At 72.4% G+C, this 14854-nt stretch carries 15 protein-coding genes; 6 read left to right on the forward strand and 9 right to left on the reverse strand.

The genetic code is table 11. The features are described from left to right. Positions 1-549 precede the first annotated feature (549 nt). A complete protein-coding gene (locus ACLBX9_RS05595; RefSeq protein WP_447718221.1) occupies positions 550-1941 on the reverse strand; it encodes an RsmB/NOP family class I SAM-dependent RNA methyltransferase in 1392 nt (463 codons plus the stop codon). A gap of 56 nt (positions 1942-1997) precedes the next feature. Here ACLBX9_RS05595 and ACLBX9_RS05600 point away from each other — a divergent pair, with 56 nt between their 5' ends. Continuing rightward, a complete protein-coding gene (locus ACLBX9_RS05600; protein ID WP_447718222.1) occupies positions 1998-2234 on the forward strand; it encodes a DUF1674 domain-containing protein in 237 nt (78 codons plus the stop codon). Between the two features lie 318 nt (positions 2235-2552). Here ACLBX9_RS05600 and ACLBX9_RS05605 read toward each other — a convergent pair whose 3' ends face one another. After that, positions 2553-3563: a 2-keto-3-deoxygluconate permease gene (locus tag ACLBX9_RS05605; RefSeq protein ID WP_447718223.1), complete on the reverse strand. Its 1011-nt coding sequence runs from the start codon at positions 3561-3563 to the stop codon at positions 2553-2555. Between the two features lie 212 nt (positions 3564-3775). Here ACLBX9_RS05605 and ACLBX9_RS05610 point away from each other — a divergent pair, with 212 nt between their 5' ends. After that, positions 3776-4084: a cupin domain-containing protein gene (locus ACLBX9_RS05610; RefSeq protein WP_447718224.1), complete on the forward strand. Its 309-nt coding sequence runs from the start codon at positions 3776-3778 to the stop codon at positions 4082-4084. A gap of 13 nt (positions 4085-4097) precedes the next feature. Here ACLBX9_RS05610 and ACLBX9_RS05615 read toward each other — a convergent pair whose 3' ends face one another. Beyond that, positions 4098-4607 carry a L,D-transpeptidase gene (locus ACLBX9_RS05615; protein WP_010685440.1) on the reverse strand — a complete coding sequence of 170 codons (510 nt, stop codon included), beginning with the start codon at positions 4605-4607 and terminating at the stop codon, positions 4098-4100. 182 nt (positions 4608-4789) lie between these two features. Next, entirely contained in the window at positions 4790-5428 is a 639-nt protein-coding gene (gene bluB, locus ACLBX9_RS05620) for a 5,6-dimethylbenzimidazole synthase (protein ID WP_010685441.1), read from the reverse strand. 355 nt (positions 5429-5783) lie between these two features. On the opposite strand from bluB, the gene ACLBX9_RS05625 reads away from it, so the two are divergent. Next, the gene (locus ACLBX9_RS05625; protein ID WP_447718225.1) at positions 5784-6158 is read left to right on the forward strand and encodes a DUF2794 domain-containing protein; all 375 of its coding nucleotides are present in this window, start codon (positions 5784-5786) and stop codon (positions 6156-6158) included. Between the two features lie 48 nt (positions 6159-6206). Here ACLBX9_RS05625 and ACLBX9_RS05630 read toward each other — a convergent pair whose 3' ends face one another. The 3 genes from ACLBX9_RS05630 to ACLBX9_RS05640 all read right to left on the reverse strand — a co-directional run bounded on the left by ACLBX9_RS05630 (position 6207) and on the right by ACLBX9_RS05640 (position 9341). Beyond that, positions 6207-7088 carry a dihydrodipicolinate synthase family protein gene (locus tag ACLBX9_RS05630; RefSeq protein ID WP_447718226.1) on the reverse strand — a complete coding sequence of 294 codons (882 nt, stop codon included), beginning with the start codon at positions 7086-7088 and terminating at the stop codon, positions 6207-6209. Positions 7089-7512: 424 nt separating this feature from the next. Beyond that, entirely contained in the window at positions 7513-8283 is a 771-nt protein-coding gene (locus tag ACLBX9_RS05635) for a Bax inhibitor-1/YccA family protein (RefSeq protein ID WP_010685444.1), read from the reverse strand. Between the two features lie 470 nt (positions 8284-8753). Further along, complete coding sequence (locus ACLBX9_RS05640) at positions 8754-9341, reverse strand: PAS domain-containing protein (RefSeq protein ID WP_447718227.1); 588 nt, start codon at positions 9339-9341, stop codon at positions 8754-8756. A 159-nt stretch (positions 9342-9500) separates the two neighbouring features. Between ACLBX9_RS05640 and ACLBX9_RS05645 the strand changes: the two genes are divergently transcribed. Continuing rightward, entirely contained in the window at positions 9501-9785 is a 285-nt protein-coding gene (locus ACLBX9_RS05645; RefSeq protein WP_010685446.1) for a hypothetical protein, read from the forward strand. Positions 9786-10025: 240 nt separating this feature from the next. Here the strand turns inward: ACLBX9_RS05645 and ACLBX9_RS05650 are convergent, their stop codons facing one another. Together ACLBX9_RS05650 and ACLBX9_RS05655 are read right to left on the reverse strand one after the other, a co-directional pair. Next, positions 10026-12602, reverse strand: coding sequence for an ABC transporter permease (locus tag ACLBX9_RS05650; protein ID WP_447718228.1), 2577 nt, complete (start codon positions 12600-12602; stop codon positions 10026-10028). Beyond that, positions 12602-13303 (reverse strand): ABC transporter ATP-binding protein, encoded by a 702-nt coding sequence (locus ACLBX9_RS05655; protein ID WP_447718229.1) that lies wholly within the window; start codon positions 13301-13303, stop codon positions 12602-12604. Before ACLBX9_RS05655 ends, ACLBX9_RS05650 begins: the two co-directional genes overlap by 1 nt. Before the next feature lie 93 nt (positions 13304-13396). Between ACLBX9_RS05655 and ACLBX9_RS05660 the strand changes: the two genes are divergently transcribed. Together ACLBX9_RS05660 and thpR are read left to right on the forward strand one after the other, a co-directional pair. Beyond that, on the forward strand, positions 13397-14092 hold the full coding sequence (locus ACLBX9_RS05660) for an arylesterase (protein WP_432419919.1): 696 nt from the start codon (positions 13397-13399) through the stop codon (positions 14090-14092). After that, positions 14092-14631, forward strand: coding sequence for an RNA 2',3'-cyclic phosphodiesterase (thpR, locus tag ACLBX9_RS05665; protein ID WP_447718230.1), 540 nt, complete (start codon positions 14092-14094; stop codon positions 14629-14631). Before ACLBX9_RS05660 ends, thpR begins: the two co-directional genes overlap by 1 nt. Positions 14632-14854 lie beyond the last annotated feature (223 nt).

Here is a 14854-nt window from a genome sequence, read left to right on the forward strand (position 1 = left end):
TCAAGATATGAGGCGCTTCGGGACGCGGAAGCTCGACCATCCGTGGGCGTCGAAGGTCCCACGTCACTGTCGGGACGGCCACGAACGGCACCGCGGCTCCCCCTCCCCCCTCTGCGGGGGAGGGTGGCCCCCGAAGGGGGTCGGGAGAGGGGAGCCCGGGTTTAGAATGAGGCAAAAGCTTTCATGAAGGGCAGTGCGCTCTTCTGCAGCGTCGCTCCCCTCTCCCGACCCCTGCTGACGCAGGGGCCACCCTCCCCCGCAAAGGGGGGAGGGAGACGCGCGGAGATGCCTCCGATCCAGTTGTATGAACACCGCCGCTCGCACGCGAGGGGCTGCGCGCCTCGTCCGTCGTTCGGACCCGCGTCTCTGAGGAGCATCACCCCGTCATCCCGGGGCCGCGTAGCGGAGCCCGGGATCCCGACACGCAGACGTGCCAAGGCCTCGCACTGCCGGCGGGTCTGGATTCCGGGTTCGCCTGCGGTGCCCCGGATCGACGGTTCAGATCGGACCCACCCCCCGCGCATCGCGATGCAGGCGACACCGCCATCCTCACTCCGCGCGCCGCAGCCGGCTCGCGAAGAAGCCGTCGAGGCCGCCGCGGGCGCCCAGCACCTCGGGGAGATGGCACGGCAGGGTGCGCAGGTCGCCGTTGCCGTCGATCAGCTCCGCGGCTCCGCCGACCTCCTCGGGCCGGACCGGGACCCGGACGAACCGGGCGTCCCGGGCCAGGAAGGCCGCGACCTGCGCCTCGCCCTCCTCGGGTTCCAGCGAGCAGGTGCAGTAGACGAGCAGGCCGCCCGGGCGCACCAGCCCGGCCGCGTGGTCGAGGAGCCTCGCCTGCAGGGTCGCGAGGCGGCCGATGTCGGTCTCCGCCTTGGTCCAGGCGACGTCCGGATGGCGCCGGATCGTCCCGGTGGCTGAGCAAGGGGCGTCGAGCAGCACCGCGTCGTGGTCCTGCGGCTCCAGGGCGAGCGCGTCGGCGACCACGATCTCGACCTCCAGGCCGAGCCGCGCGACGTTCTCGCGCAGGCGCTCGAGCCGGGGCGCCGAGCGGTCGATGGCGGTGACGCGCGCCCCAGCCGCGGCGAGCTGCATCGTCTTGCCGCCGGGGGCGGCGCAGAGATCGAGCACGCGGGCGCCGGGCTCCGGCGCCAGCAGCCGGGCGGGGATCGCCGCGGCGGCGTCCTGCACCCACCACGCGCCGTCCGGGAAGCCCGGCAGGTCGGGGATCGGCGGCCCGTTCTCCGGCATCCGCAGGGAGCCGGTGGGCAGCGTCACGGCCCCGAGCCGCTGCGCCCAGTCGCCCGCCGGGCCGCGCAGGGTCAGATCGATCGCCGCCCCGGCGAGATGGGCCTGCGCGATCCGGCCGGCGCGCTCGGGCCCGTAGGCCGCGCTCCACCGGCGGGCGAGCCAGTCCGGCGTGTTGATCGCCAGGGCGTCGGCGCTCTCGGCCAAGATCGCGTCCCGCTCCCGGGCGATCCGGCGCAGCACCGCGTTGACGAGGCCCGCGAGGTGCGCGGTGCGCGGGTCGGCCTTCGCGAGCCGCACCGCGAGGTCGACCGCCGCGTGGTCGGGCACCGCGAGGTCGAGGATCTGGGCCGCGGCGGTGGCGAGCAGCGCCGTGAGCTGCGGCTTGGCGGCGGGCAGCCCGCGCTCCAGCCGCTGGGCGAGCGCGGCGCGGATCAGCCCGTAGCGGCGGAAGGTCGCCACCGCGATCGCCCGCGCCAGGGCCGCGTCCGCGGGCGCCAGTGCGGCGGCGCGGGTCGCCTGCGCGACCGCGTCGTCCAGGGCCGGCGGGCGCTCCTGGCCGGTCAGGGCGGCCACCGCCTGCAGCGCGGCCCGGCGCGCCCCCAGGCCGGCGGCCTCGGGCCCCGACTCTTCCGCCGGTCCGCCGGTCGGTGTCCCGACCCGCCTGTTGCGACCTTTGTCCCGCGATGCCACTTCTGCTCCGGAGCCGACTTTCATCCGGCCCACGCCCTCACACCCGAGCGAGCGCGATGCAAGACCCCACCGGAAAAGACCCGAACGGCCATGGCGCGGACGCGCCCGAAGGCGCCCCGCGCCGTCTGAGCCCCGCGGCGGAGCGCGCCCTGGCCGAGGCCGCCGAGCGCCGGGCGGCGATCGATGCCCGCGCCGCCGCGATCAGCGCCAAGCCCGAGCGTCAGGGCCGCGGCGGGCTGGAGCCGGTGCGCTACGACGACTGGGAGGTGAAGGGCCTCGCGGTCGACTTCTGAGCGGATTTGCGGTGGCCGTCTCCACGGTACAGGACAGGATGCGGTCGGACGGTGTTTTGGTAGATCCGACCCTGCTCGCCTCATCCTGAGGTGCCCGCGTCAGCGGGCCTCGAAGGAGGGCTTCAGGGATCTCGGAGCAATCTGGAAGCCTCCTCTGAGGCCTTCGCTGCGCTCCGGCCCCTCAGGATGAGGTGGAGGGTTGGACAGCCGATCCGAAGCTGCCCGGGCTTGTGTCACGCACCGTGGGCAGGCCGACGCGGCATCCGCTCAGACCCTCGGCCCGGCGCAGGTTCTCGTCGCGAAAGAGGCTCCGCCCGCCTACTCGGCCGGGAGGCCGGCGGGCGCCCCCAGCGCCTGCTCGACCGGCGCCTCCGCGGCGCCCGCCCCGAACCGCCGGTACCAGAGGCCGGTCAGGATCGGCACGACGATCGAGGTGACGATGATGCAGATCGTCACCAGCACGGTGGCGGTCGGGGCCGCCGGGGCGAATTGCGGCGCCACTGCCGCGATGGCGAGCGGGTTGGCGGCCGCCGCCCCGGCCGTGGAGGCGGCGGCGAGCCCCGCCGTCCCGGTGCCGCCGCCGATGGCTCGGTCGGCCAGGATCAGCGGGATCCCGGTCAGGACGATCACCGCCAGCGCCAGCGCGATGCCGAGCCCGGCGAGCGGCGAGAGCAGGTTGCCGAGATCGACCGTGTTGCCCAGCGCGAAGGCGAAGAACGGGATCATCAGCTGGCCGCCCGGGGCGAACAGGGCGCGCAGCTTCGGGTCGAGGTTGCCCAGCGCGAAGCCGACGAGGAACGGCAGCACCGCGCCGACGAAGATCTGCGGCTCGAAATGGGCCGCCCCCGAGGCGCCGAGGATGATCATGCTCATCAGCGGGCCGGACTCGATCGACGTCAGGATGAAGGCACCGGCCTCCTCGCGGCTGCCGTAGGTCTGCATCAGGGAGGCGTAGAGGCCGCCATTGGTCATATCCATCGCGCAGACGATCGCCAGGATCGACAGGCCGGCGAAGAAGCCGGACTGCACGCCCTCGGGCGGGATGAACAGCGACGCGACCATCACGATCGCCCAGGCCGACAGGAGCTTGGTCAGCACCAGCGTGCCGGACTTGCGCAGGACCGTGCCGGTGGCGCCGAGGCGCAGCGACGCGCCCATGCAGAAGAACCAGACCGCCAGGATCGGGATCACGCCGGTCATGATCCCCTGCGTGAAGCCCTTGAAATAGGCCGGCGCCCCCGGCGCGAAGGTCTTGCACAGGGCGCCGAGCAGGAGCGGCACCAGCATCAGCCCGCCGGGAATCCTGTCGATCGCCGCCTTGATCTGCATGGCCGTCCCCTCCCGTACGTCCGGCATCTGCCGACGCGCCGGGTCCCGGGCGGTCCCGCTGGCGTCGGGCCGGCCCGCGCCTCTGACGGGCGCCCTGGTGGGCCGGTGCGACATCCTGTTCCGGCCGGCCGATCATCGTCAAGCGCGCCGCCCGGGGACGGAACGGGGCCCGCGCGCCGCCGTTGGCCTGGATCATCCGGAAAGGGCGCGCGATGGCGACGAAGGTATCGGCACGGGGCGCGGCCGAGGGGCCGCACGGCGAGATCACCCTGGCGCAGGGCGCGCGCTTGGGGATGCGGATGTGGCGGGGCGAGGAGCCCAACGCCGACAAGCCGATGACCACCTCGCCCCACGAGACCGTGGGCTACGTGATCAGCGGCCGGGCGGAGCTGATTGTCGGGTCGGAGACCGGGGCGCTCGCGGCCGGCGATTCCTACTGCGTGCCGGCCGGGGCCGAGCACACCTACCGGATCCTGGAGACGTTCACGGCGGTCGAGGCGACGGCGCCGCCGGCGACCTGATCGGCCCCTGCCCTCAGTGGGTCATGTAGACCCGCGTGCCCACGTCGACCCGGCCGTAGAGATCGACCACGTCCTGGTTGTACATGCGGATGCAGCCGTAGGACGCGTAGGTGCCCACCGAGCTCGGGCGGTTGGTGCCGTGGATCGCGTACTCGCCGCCCGCGAGCGTCATGGCCGCCGCGCCCATCGGGTTGTGCGGCGAGCCGCCCGCGATGAGGTTCGGCAGGCGCGGGTTGTCGCGCTTCACCTCGGCCGGCGGCGACCAGGCCGGGGCGACGTACTTGCCGTCGATGCTCGCCGTCCCGAACCATTGCTTCCCGGGCCGGCCGACCGCCACGGGATAGCGGATCGCCGTCCCGTCGCCGTTCACCAGATACAGCTTGCGCTGCGAGACGCTGATCACCACCGAGCCCGGCGCGACGCCGTTCTGGAAGGCCACGACCTCGCGCGCCTGCGCGGAGCCCAAACATCCGGCCAGCATCGCTCCGGCCAACCCGAATAAAGCCGCCACCCGACCCGACATCACCTGTACCTCGACAAGCAAGAGCTTCTGCGGCCAAGTAATCCACGGCCGAGCTTGTCGTTCCAGGAAAAGCTATGGTTGATGCGTCTTCAGTCCCGGAAACCCTAGGGGACGGTAAAAGAGCATCGTAAATCGCCGCGTCGCGCCGCGACGGCGGTCCCAAAACCTCGGCGGCGTCCCGCTCAGCGCTCGATCAACGTGCCGCCGCGCCTGTCCTCGGCCTGCCAGCCGTGGCGCTCCAGCTCCGGGTCGCAGTGCTCCTCCACCGGGTGGCCGACGCAGAGATAGGCCACGAGCCGCCACGTCTCCGGCACCGCCAGGAGCGCCGTCACGGAACCGGGGTCGAGGATCGACACCCAGCCGACGCCGAGCCCCCGGGCCCGCGCCGCCAGCCAGAAGCACTGCACCGCGCCGACGACCGAGTAGGCGAGCGTCTCCGGCATGCTCGCCCGCCCGAGGCCGAGGCCGGCCACGGTCGCGTCGTCGCAGAAGGCCGCGAGATGGACCGGCGCCTCGTTCAGCCCGGCGAGCTTGAGCGACCGGTACTGCGCGGCGCGCTCCGCGTCGTAGCCGGACGCCGCGGCGGCGTTGCAGCGGGCGAAGCTCGCGGCGACGCCTTCCCGCCGGCCGGGGTCCGAGACGCGCACGAAGCGCCAGGGCCGGCTGTTGCCCACCGAGGGGGCCCGATGGGCCGCCGCCAGGCAGGCGCGCAGGGCACCCTCGTCCACCGGATCCGTCCGGAACCGGCGCACGTCCCGGCGCCACGCGAACAGCGCGTCGAGGTCGTGCAGGAAGGCGTCGTCGAAGGCGGGCGGGCCCATGATGGATCTGGCATACCCGCATCCCGGTCCGAACCGGAACTAGAAAAAAGGCCGCCCGGGTGGGCGGCCTGAAGTCCTTGGGTCTCGAAACCTCGGAGTGCCGGATCCTGGGATCCCGAGCGGCGACCGCTGGCTGGGGAGCTGGGTCGCGGGGCGCCGCCCGGGCAGGGCCCGGCGAGGTTCACGAAGTGTTGTGCCCCGGCAACGCGGCCCCGAAAAGGCGCGATTGGGGCGGAAGCGTGTTTTTTGTCGCTTGGGTGTGTCTTCGACGACACGCAGCGTACCCGCAGCCGCCCTTGCGGCCCGCTGCGGCGAAGCCCATCATTCGGCAAAGGATCGATGCACGGGAGCGGTGATGACCGAACGGACGAGCGCCGGGCCGAGGCCCGACGAGGCGGCAGGGCATGTCATTCCCTTCCCAGCCCGCGCGGCTCCTCCGCAGGTCGCCTTCAACCGGGACGAACTGCGCACGATCTTCAACCTCTACGGCCGTCAGGTCGCCGCGGGCGAGTGGCGCGACTACGCCCTCGATTTCCGCCGCGACAAGGCGGTGTTCTCGATCTACCGCCGCTCGTCGGAGATGCCGCTCTACCGGATCGAGAAGGATCCCAAGCTCGCGCGTCGCCAGGGCGCCTACGCGGTGATCGCCGCCAGCGGCCACATCCTGAAGCGCGGCGCCGAGCTGGCCCGGGTGATCGCCGTGCTGGAGCCGGCGCCGAAGGCGGTCTGACCGCTACCGCATGCAAGGCCCCCGGGATGACGAGGGCGACTTGCTCGCTCAGGCCAAGCCCAGGGTGCGGAGTGTCCCGGCGATCTCGGCCACGACCTCCGGCGGCAGCGGCCGGATCGGCCGCGGCGGCTCGGCCCGGCACAGGCCCAGGATGTCGGCCGCCGCGTAGACCACGCGCAGGCTCGAATGTGCCATGAACAGCGCCCAGAGCGGCTCGAGATCCGCGTTCAGGGCGCGCGCCCGCGCGGCATCGCCCGCCTCGACCGCGCGCACGATCGCCGAACAGGCCTTGGGAAACAGGCCGCCCGCGACGCTGAACCACGCCGCGCCGCCGGCGATCAGCGACTCGGTCACGTTCCAGTCGCCGCTGAAGCCGATCGGGAAGGAGGGCGGGACAGCCTCCCGAAGCGCCGCGACGCCGGGGGCTGCGGCCGCCGGACACTTCGCGGCGACCACGCCGGGCAGCCGCGCGATCCGGCCGATCAGGGCCGGCGAGAACCGGAAATGCGTCGTGGCCGGATTGTCGTAGATCACGAGCGGCAGGCCGCCTTCCTCCGCCACCGCTTCGAAATGCGCCGCGACCTCGTCGTCGGTCAGCGGCGTGTAGGACATCGCCGCGAGGAGTCCGGCCCCGGCGCCGGCCGCCCGCGCGTCCTGCGCGAGGCGGATGGCCTCGTCGGTGCGCAGGGCGCCGATGCCGACGAGGAGCGGTACCCGCCCGCCCGCGGTCTCGGCGGCGATCGTGACGGCCCGCCGCCGCTCGTCACGGCTCAGATACGCGTAGGTCCCGGTGCTGCCGAGCAGGCCGACCGAATCGACCCCGGCATCCGCCAGGGGCTCCAGGAGCCGGCGCAGGCCCTCGGCGTCGACGCGGCCGTCGGCATCGCTCGGGGTGATCGGGAAAGCGGAGAGGCCGGAGAGTACGGGCATGGCCGGAGCTTACCCGCGCTCGTGCTCGCAGGCCACGCGGTCGCCGACACGAGCCAGGACAAACCCGGGCCGGCTCCCCAACTCATGACCTCATCCTGAGGCGCCGGAGCAAAGCGGAGGCCTCGAAGGCGCCCTCCAGAGGCCGCCGCGATCCCTGGAGCGCTCCTTCGAAGCCCGCCGACGCGGGCACCTCAGGATGAGGGCGTTGGATGGGACCACCCGGCACCACATCCTGTCGTGTCCCGTCGGCAAGCCGAAGCTTCGTCCACTCGGAGTCCACTCGCGGTCTCGGCCGCAGATCTTCGTCGCAAACCGACAGCCGCGTTTGCCAAGCCTGCTGGGCGCATCCGGCTGCGCCGGGCACACAAAAAGAAACCCCGGCGGTTTCCCGCCGGGGCTTCGCTGGTTCGTCGTCCAGGCTGGCTTAGCGGCGGTCGCCGATCAGGCTCAGCAGGAACTGGAACATGTTGATGAAGTCGAGGTACAGCGTCAGGGCGCCGTTCACCGACATCTTGGCCGCCATCTCACCGTCGAAGCCGCCGTAGAGATACATCTCCTTGAGCTTCTGCGTGTCGTAGGCGGTCAGGCCCGCGAAGATCAGCACGCCCAGCACCGAGATGGCGAACTGGAGGGCCGACGAGGCGAAGAAGATGTTCACCAGCGACGCGAGGATGATGCCGATCAGGCCCATCATCAGGAACGAGCCCATGCCCGAGAGGCTGCGCCGGGTGGTGTAGCCCCAGAGGCTGAGCGAGCCGAAGGCGGCCGCCGTGATGAAGAACACCTGGACCACGCTGCCGCCGGTGAAGACCAGCAGGAGCGAGGACATCGAGGCGCCCATCACCGCCGCGAAGGCCCAGAACATCGTCCGCGCCGACGAGGCCGACATCCGGTCCATCCGCATGGAGAAGACGAAGATGAACGCCAGCGGGGCGAGCATCAGGACCCACTTCAGCGGGCTGAGGTAGAGCGTCTGACCGAAGGGGGTCAGGATCGGGCGGGTGCCCTGGTAGGCCGCCACGGAGGCCATGTTCAGGCCGAGCGCGACGAGACCCGAGATGCCGAGCCCGACGACCATGTTGTTGTAGACGCCGAGCATGAACGTGCGCAGCCCCTGGTCGACCTCGACCTGGGTGCCGGCGTAGCCGGACGGCTGCTGGGCGCCGTACCGGAAGGGGCTGTTTTCGAATGCCATGGGAGTTTCCTTGCGGAGGCTCTCTCAGCGTGGTGTTCGGGCGAGGCCCACGCAGGACCTCTGGCGCCCGACTGGCGCCTCGGCCAGGAATATGTTGCGCCTGCGTCCGCGACACAAGTCCCCGGTCACGGTTGCGGGGCCGCTTTTCCGTGTCCGGCGGATGTATTTTTGTCCATTCAGGCAGGGATTAAAATGCATTCCGGTCCGACAGCGTGTCGTTCGACTGACGGTTGCCGGGATCGGACCGTTTCGATGAGCCCGCCGGAAGTCTTAACGGCGTCCTGATGCGACCTGCGCCTGCGCGGCGGCGCGTTTTTCCGGTGCGGACCGGCACCCCGGGCCGGATACGTGCCTGCGCGGGCGAACCGCATCGTCTGAGATCCGACCCCCACCGCGTGGAATCTGGGCTGACCGGATCCGCCCGGCCGCGGGGCGGGATCCGCTCCCGGGACGCCGACCGGCGGGGTTGCTCAGTCGGCCACCGTGCCGGCGATCGCGCGGCCGAGACCCAGCAGGACGAGTTCAGCCGCGGTTCGCACCTCCGCCGGCATGTCGTCGGTGAGCGTGTCCTTGAGCGCGAGGGCGAGGTCGACCGCCCGCTCCAGGGGATCAACGCCCGTCAGGGGCTTGCCGAGCACGTAGCGGTCGCCGCCGTCCCGGATTTCCGTGATGTCCATCAGGATTCCGTGCGACCGCTGCGGCTGGCCGTCCGCGCTCCGATGGGTCCGACCCCGGCTCAGGAGCCACCGGACGGAGCCGTCCGCCTTGAACACGCGGTACTCGGCCAGCACCAGTCCGCTGGAGGAGACGGCCCGCAGCATGTGGTCCATCAGCCACGTCATGTCCTCGGGATGTACCGCCGCCAGAGCCATCGGTCCGTTGATCGGGCGGTCGGCGAGGTCGGACTTGCCGGTCAGCAACAGCGCCGCGCCCGCGTCGTAGACGACGACACCGCCGACATGGTCCCACTCCCAGGCTCCCACAACGCAGGAGGCGTCGAGGGCCGCGCGGAGACGGTCGGCATTCTCCGCGTAGCCATCGATCTCGTTGATGCGCATGGTGGATGGTCCCCCAGACCGTTCACAATCCAAATGTCTGTCTCCGTATCAATCCTACGGCAGAATGACAAAGAGTTCACTTGCGAATACCTGTTTGTCCGATCACCTTTCCTCAGGTCGGGAATTCATCCTCCGTCTGGGGACCTCTGAGGCACTTCCATGGATGAGGGTGGGATCGACTTCCCGCGCATGATTGTCGAGCCGGCGGGCGAGTCCAGATCTTCCCGCGCGCTCGACAGGATTGCCCGGTCTCTCGATCTGCCGATTGCGGCGTTCCTTCGGCCTGATCGACATCAGCCCGTCCTCCAGCCGATGACCGAGCGGGAAGCCGAGTGGTTGCTGCGGCTGGTGGAGGTCCACCTGCGCCAGCTCGATCCGAGCGCGCGGCGGCGCTTCGGCGAAGCGGTCTGCGCGATGCTCGACGCCGCATCGGCGGAGGGCTGAGAGCGCCGGCCGATCCGATCGGCAGACCGGCGATGCGGGAACGCGCGCGTGGCCGGTCCGCGGGACACCGCACGCGACCGCAACGACGAGGTGGGTCGGCCCCGGTCCCGGCCCGTCTGCCGCCGGGCGGAGTCGCATCCCGCTCAGTGGGCCCCCGGAGCGGGACCGTGGCGGCCTGCACGGCTTCTCGCGCGCCTCTCCCCAGACCACCGTCGCCCGGGCCCCACCTCCCATCACGCTTCAGATCTGCCGCAGGTACGGCGCCGGCTTCTGCCCCAGGATCCGCCAGGTGCCGGCGAGGCCGAGGAGGATCGCGAGCGCCACCGCGGCCACGGCCGCCACCAGCGCGCCCGACAGGTCGAGCCGAAAATCGAGGTGCATGACCTTGGCGACGATCACCCAGCCGGCGAGCGTCCCGGCCATGAGGCCGAACAGGGCGGTGGCGACGCCCAAAGCGGCGTACTCGATCGCGTAGGCCGCGAGCAGCCGGGACCGGCTGGCGCCCAGGACCTTCAGCACGACGGCGTCGTAGAGCCGCGCCCGGTGCCCGGCCGCGATGGCACCCGCCAGCACGAAGAGGCTCGCCAGGACCGCGACGGCGCTGGCTCCGCGGATCGCCAGGACCAGCCGGCCGACGAGGTCGCCGATGGCGTCCAGCGCGTCCTTGACCCGAACGGCGCTCACTGACGGGAACGTCTTCGCCACGTCGCGCAGGATGTGATTCTCGGTGGCCGCGTCGGTGCCGCCGGGCAGGGTCAGCGTGGCGAGGTCCGAGTGCGGGGCGCCCCGGAACGTGCCCGGCGAGAACACCATCACGAAGTTGATGCCGAGGTTGCGCCACTCCACCCGGCGCAGGTTGAAGATCGTCGCGGTGAGGTCGCGGCCGAGCACGTTCACCGTCACGGTGTCGCCGAGCTTGAGGCCGAGCTGGCGGGCGAGGTCGGCCTCGAAGGAGACCAGCGGCTTCGCGCCCTGCTCGGCGCTCCACCACGCGCCCTCGGTTAGGCTGGAGCCGTCCGGCACCGTGTCGGCGTAGGTGATGCCCCGGTCGCCGTCGAGCACCCAGGCGGCGTCCTCCGGCGGCCGGATCTTGCGCGCCGGCACACCGTTCAGGGCGACGATCCGGCCGCGCATCATCGGCACGTCCTCGATCTTCCCGTTCGGGGCGGCGCCGGCCAGGAAGTCTCGGAACCGGGCGGCGTCCCGCGAGGGGATGTCCAGGAAGAAGAGATTCGGCGCCCGGGCCGGCAGGGTCGCGCTGATCGTGCGGCGGACGTTGACGTCGATCAGGCTCAGCGTCACGAGAAGCGTCACGCCGAGTCCCAGCGACAGGACGATGGCGGGCGTCAGGGCGCCGGGCCGGTGCAGGTTGGCGAGCGCCATCCGGGGCGCGGGCCAGCGCGGGTGCGGCAGGCGGCGGGCGAGCGCCATCAGGCCGAGCGCCACCCCGTGCAGCAGGCCGAACGCGATCGCGGCGGCCGCGATGAAGATCAGCGCCACCCGCCGGTCGAAGGCGGTCGCCACCGACAGGGCGACCAGGGCCGTGAGGCTGACAGCCAGCCAGATCCGGTAGCGCCAGCGCGGGCTGACCCGGGCGGGGTCCACCGTGTCGCGGAACAGGCCGGAGACCGGCACGTCGTGGGCGCGGCCGAGCGGCGTGATCGCGAAGGCGAAGGCGGTGATCAGCCCGTAGGCGGCGGCGAGCGCCAGCTCGCCCGGGGCGAGGGTCGGGTTGAGCGGCAGCGGCAGGTCGGCGGCGAACAGGGCGTCCAGCAGGAAGGGCAGGCTCGCGCCGATCGCGAGGCCGATCCCGGTGCCGAGGCCGGCGATCAGCATCACCTGGGTCAGGTACAGGGCGACCACCTGCGAGCCCGGCGCACCGACGCTCTTCAGGGTCGCGATCGAGGGCCGCTTGCGCTCCACGAAGGCGTGGACGGCGTTGCCGACCCCGACGCCGCCGACGATCAGCGCGGTGAGCCCCACCAGGGTCAGGAACTGCGTGAAGCGCTCGATGCTCTTGGCGAAGCGCGGGTCGGCGTTGCTCCGGGAGCGGACCTCCCAGCCGGCCTCCGGTGTCGCGGCGCGGATCCGGGCCTGCGCCGCGTCGAGGTCGGCATCCGGCGTGCCGGACGGCAGGAGGATCCGGTAGCTCCAGCGGTTGAGGCTGCCGGGCTGGACGAGGCCGGTGGCGCGGAGCGTCGGCTCGGCGATCATCAGCCGCGGCCCGAAGCCGATGCCGCCGGCGATCTTGTCGGGCTCGGACACGATGGTGCCGCGGATCGCCACCGGGTGGCCGGCGAGCGCGATCCGGTCCCCGACCTTGACGTCGAGCCGGGTCAGCAGCGCCGGGTCGGCGAGCGCCCCCGGCACCCCATCGCGCTCCGCCAGCAGGTCGGCGAGGCGGCCCGGCGGGTCGATGGCGAGGTCGCCCGCGGCCGGGTAGGTGGCGGGATCGACGGCCTTCAGCTCGACCAGGGCCGCGTCGCCGCTGCCCGCCACCGCCATGGCCCGCAGGGAGGCGACGACGTCGAGGCGGCCTTCCCGCGCCAGCGCCTGCCGCTCCGTGTCGGTCGCCTCGCGGTTGATGAGGTTGTAGGCGAGGTCGCCCCCGAGGATCCGGCGTCCCTCCCGCCCGAGCCCGTCCGAGAGCGAGCGCGAGATCGACGCCACGCCGGCGATCGCCGCGACGCCCAGCGCGATGCAGGCGAGGAACACCGCGAAGCCCCTGAGCCCGGCCCGCAGCTCGCGCAGCGCGAGGCGCAGGGTCAGCGGGATCCGGCGGGGTGCGGGGTCGGGGCGGGCGATCGTGCCGTGCATCAGGCGGCCACCGCCTCCTCGATCCGCCCGGAGCGCAGGCGCACGGTGCGGTCGCACAGGCGGGCGAGGCCGTTGTCGTGGGTGACCAGCACGAGCGTCGCGCCGCGGTCGCGCTTCAGCCGGAACAGCAGGTCGACGATCTGGCGGCCGGTGGCCTCGTCGAGGTTGCCGGTGGGCTCGTCGGCGACCAGGATCGCCGGGTCGGGGGCGACCGCCCGCGCGATGGCGACGCGCTGCTGCTCGCCGCCGGAGAGCTGCGCCGGGTAATGGTGCAGCCGGTGCCCGAGGCCGACCGCCTCCAGCTCGGCGCGGGCGCGCTCCAGGGCGCCGGGGCGGTCCGCGAGTTCCAGCGGCAGCGCCACGTTCTCGAGCGCCGTCATGGTCGGCACGAGGTGGAAGGCCTGGAACACGATGCCGATCCGGCGGCCGCGGAACCGGGCGAGCGCGTCCTCGTCGAGGCGGACGAGGTCGGTCTCCTCGATGACGACGCCGCCGGAATCGGGCCGCTCCAGACCGGCCATGACCATCAGCAGCGTCGACTTGCCGGAGCCGGAGGGGCCGACGAGGCCCACCGCCTCGCCGCGGTCGACGCTGAGCGAGATGCCGCGCAGGACGTGGACGCGGGCGGCGCCGCGTCCGAGGCTGAGATCGATGTCCGAGAGCGCGATCGCCGGCGCGCGCGGCACCTTGCCTTGGCTCACGGGCAGGCCGATCTGTGGGCGATGACGAGCATGGCGCGCGAGGTCCTCGGTTGGCTTCGATCTTGGCTGTACGGGCCGCGGGTGCACCGCGATATGGGTGCCGCATTGGGGCCGCGCCATGACGAAGGCGGTGTGTTCCGGCGCGCGGCCCTGTTTGCCGCAGCGCTAACCCTCCTGATGGTCTCTTTCATGACAGCATCGCAGGCCGCCCCGGGCGGCCCGGTCAGGCTCGTCGCCCTCGGCGACAGCCTCACCGCCGGCTATCGCCTTCCCGCCGACGCCGCCTTCCCGACGGTGCTGGAGCGCCTGCTCAAGGGCAAGGGCGAGGACGTGAGCGTGGCCAATGCCGGCGTGTCGGGCGACACCGCCACCGGCGGCCTCGACCGGGTCGACTGGTCGGTGCCGGACGGGACCGCCGGGGTGATCCTCGAACTCGGCGCCAACGACATGCTGCGCGGCACCGACCCGAAGGTGACCGAGGGGGCTCTGTCCGCGATCATCGAGCGGCTGAAGGCGCGGGGTATCCCGGTGCTGCTCGCCGGGATGCAGGCCGCGCCGAATCTCGGGCCGGACTACAAGGCGCGCTTCGACGCGATCTACCCGACCCTGGCCAAGCGCTACGACCTGACCCTCTACCCGTTCTTCCTCGACGGGATCATCGGCGACCGGGCGCAGCACCTCGATGACGGGCTGCACCCGAACCGGCAGGGCGTCGAGACCATCGCGGCCCGCATCCTGCCGACCGTGGAAACCTTCCTGGGCGGCCTCCGGCAGGGGGCGTCGCGGTAATGCCGCGCCTGTTCACCGGGCTCGCCGTCCCGCCGGCGATCGCCGACGCCCTGAAGACCTACCAGGGCGGCCTGCCCGGCGCCCGCTGGATCGAGCCGGGCGACTTCCACGTCACCCTGCGCTTCCTGGGCGATGTCGAGGCCACGGTGGCCGACGACGTGGTCGAGGCTCTGGCCGAGATGCGGCCGCGTCCCGCCCTGCGGGTGACGCTCGACGGCCTCGGCATCTTCGGCGGCGACAAGCCGCGGGCGCTCTACGCGGCGGTGGTTCCGGAGGCGAGCCTGATGGAACTCCAGGCCGAGCAGGAGCGGCTGGTCCGGCGGGCCGGGGTCGAGCCGGAACGGCGGAAGTTCACCCCGCACGTGACCCTGGCCCGCCTGCGCCGCGACGCGACGCCGGAGGCGACGGCGATGTACCTGTCACAGGCGCCGGTCTTCGCACCGCTGTCGTTCGACGCGGACCGGGTGACGCTGTTCTCGGCGCGGGACTCGACCGGCGGCGGCCCGTATGTGGCGGAGGCGGAGTTCCCGTTCGCGTGAGCTGTGCGACGGCTTCGCCGCACGCACCGGTCGGCCCCTGGATCCGTCCCGCGTCGTTCCGGGGCTCGCCGCAGGCGAGAGCCCGGAATCCAGAACCGCCGGCGAGGCCCAGGCACGCACGGCCCCGCGCCAGACTGAACACGCGTCGAGGTCCTGGATCCCGGGCTCCGCTGCGCGGCCCCGGAAGGACGGGCGCGCAGGTTATGGAAGCCCTGTCTGCGCC

The organism is Methylobacterium sp. A49B, assembly GCF_053346215.1.

Bases quoted from the DNA above. Each gene is read 5' to 3' on its own strand.
- ACLBX9_RS05600 (WP_447718222.1), top strand. From the start codon at position 1,998: ATGCAAGACCCCACCGGAAAAGACCCGAACGGCCATGGCGCGGACGCG.
- ACLBX9_RS05605 (WP_447718223.1), bottom strand. From the start codon at position 3,563: ATGCAGATCAAGGCGGCGATCGACAGGATTCCCGGCGGGCTGATGCTG.
- ACLBX9_RS05610 (WP_447718224.1), top strand. From the start codon at position 3,776: ATGGCGACGAAGGTATCGGCACGGGGCGCGGCCGAGGGGCCGCACGGC.
- ACLBX9_RS05615 (WP_010685440.1), bottom strand. From the start codon at position 4,607: ATGTCGGGTCGGGTGGCGGCTTTATTCGGGTTGGCCGGAGCGATGCTG.
- bluB (WP_010685441.1), bottom strand. From the start codon at position 5,428: ATGGGCCCGCCCGCCTTCGACGACGCCTTCCTGCACGACCTCGACGCG.
- ACLBX9_RS05625 (WP_447718225.1), top strand. From the start codon at position 5,784: ATGACCGAACGGACGAGCGCCGGGCCGAGGCCCGACGAGGCGGCAGGG.
- ACLBX9_RS05630 (WP_447718226.1), bottom strand. From the start codon at position 7,088: ATGCCCGTACTCTCCGGCCTCTCCGCTTTCCCGATCACCCCGAGCGAT.
- ACLBX9_RS05635 (WP_010685444.1), bottom strand. From the start codon at position 8,283: ATGGCATTCGAAAACAGCCCCTTCCGGTACGGCGCCCAGCAGCCGTCC.
- ACLBX9_RS05640 (WP_447718227.1), bottom strand. From the start codon at position 9,341: ATGCGCATCAACGAGATCGATGGCTACGCGGAGAATGCCGACCGTCTC.
- ACLBX9_RS05645 (WP_010685446.1), top strand. From the start codon at position 9,501: ATGGATGAGGGTGGGATCGACTTCCCGCGCATGATTGTCGAGCCGGCG.
- ACLBX9_RS05650 (WP_447718228.1), bottom strand. From the start codon at position 12,602: ATGCACGGCACGATCGCCCGCCCCGACCCCGCACCCCGCCGGATCCCG.
- ACLBX9_RS05660 (WP_432419919.1), top strand. From the start codon at position 13,397: ATGGGTGCCGCATTGGGGCCGCGCCATGACGAAGGCGGTGTGTTCCGG.
- thpR (WP_447718230.1), top strand. From the start codon at position 14,092: ATGCCGCGCCTGTTCACCGGGCTCGCCGTCCCGCCGGCGATCGCCGAC.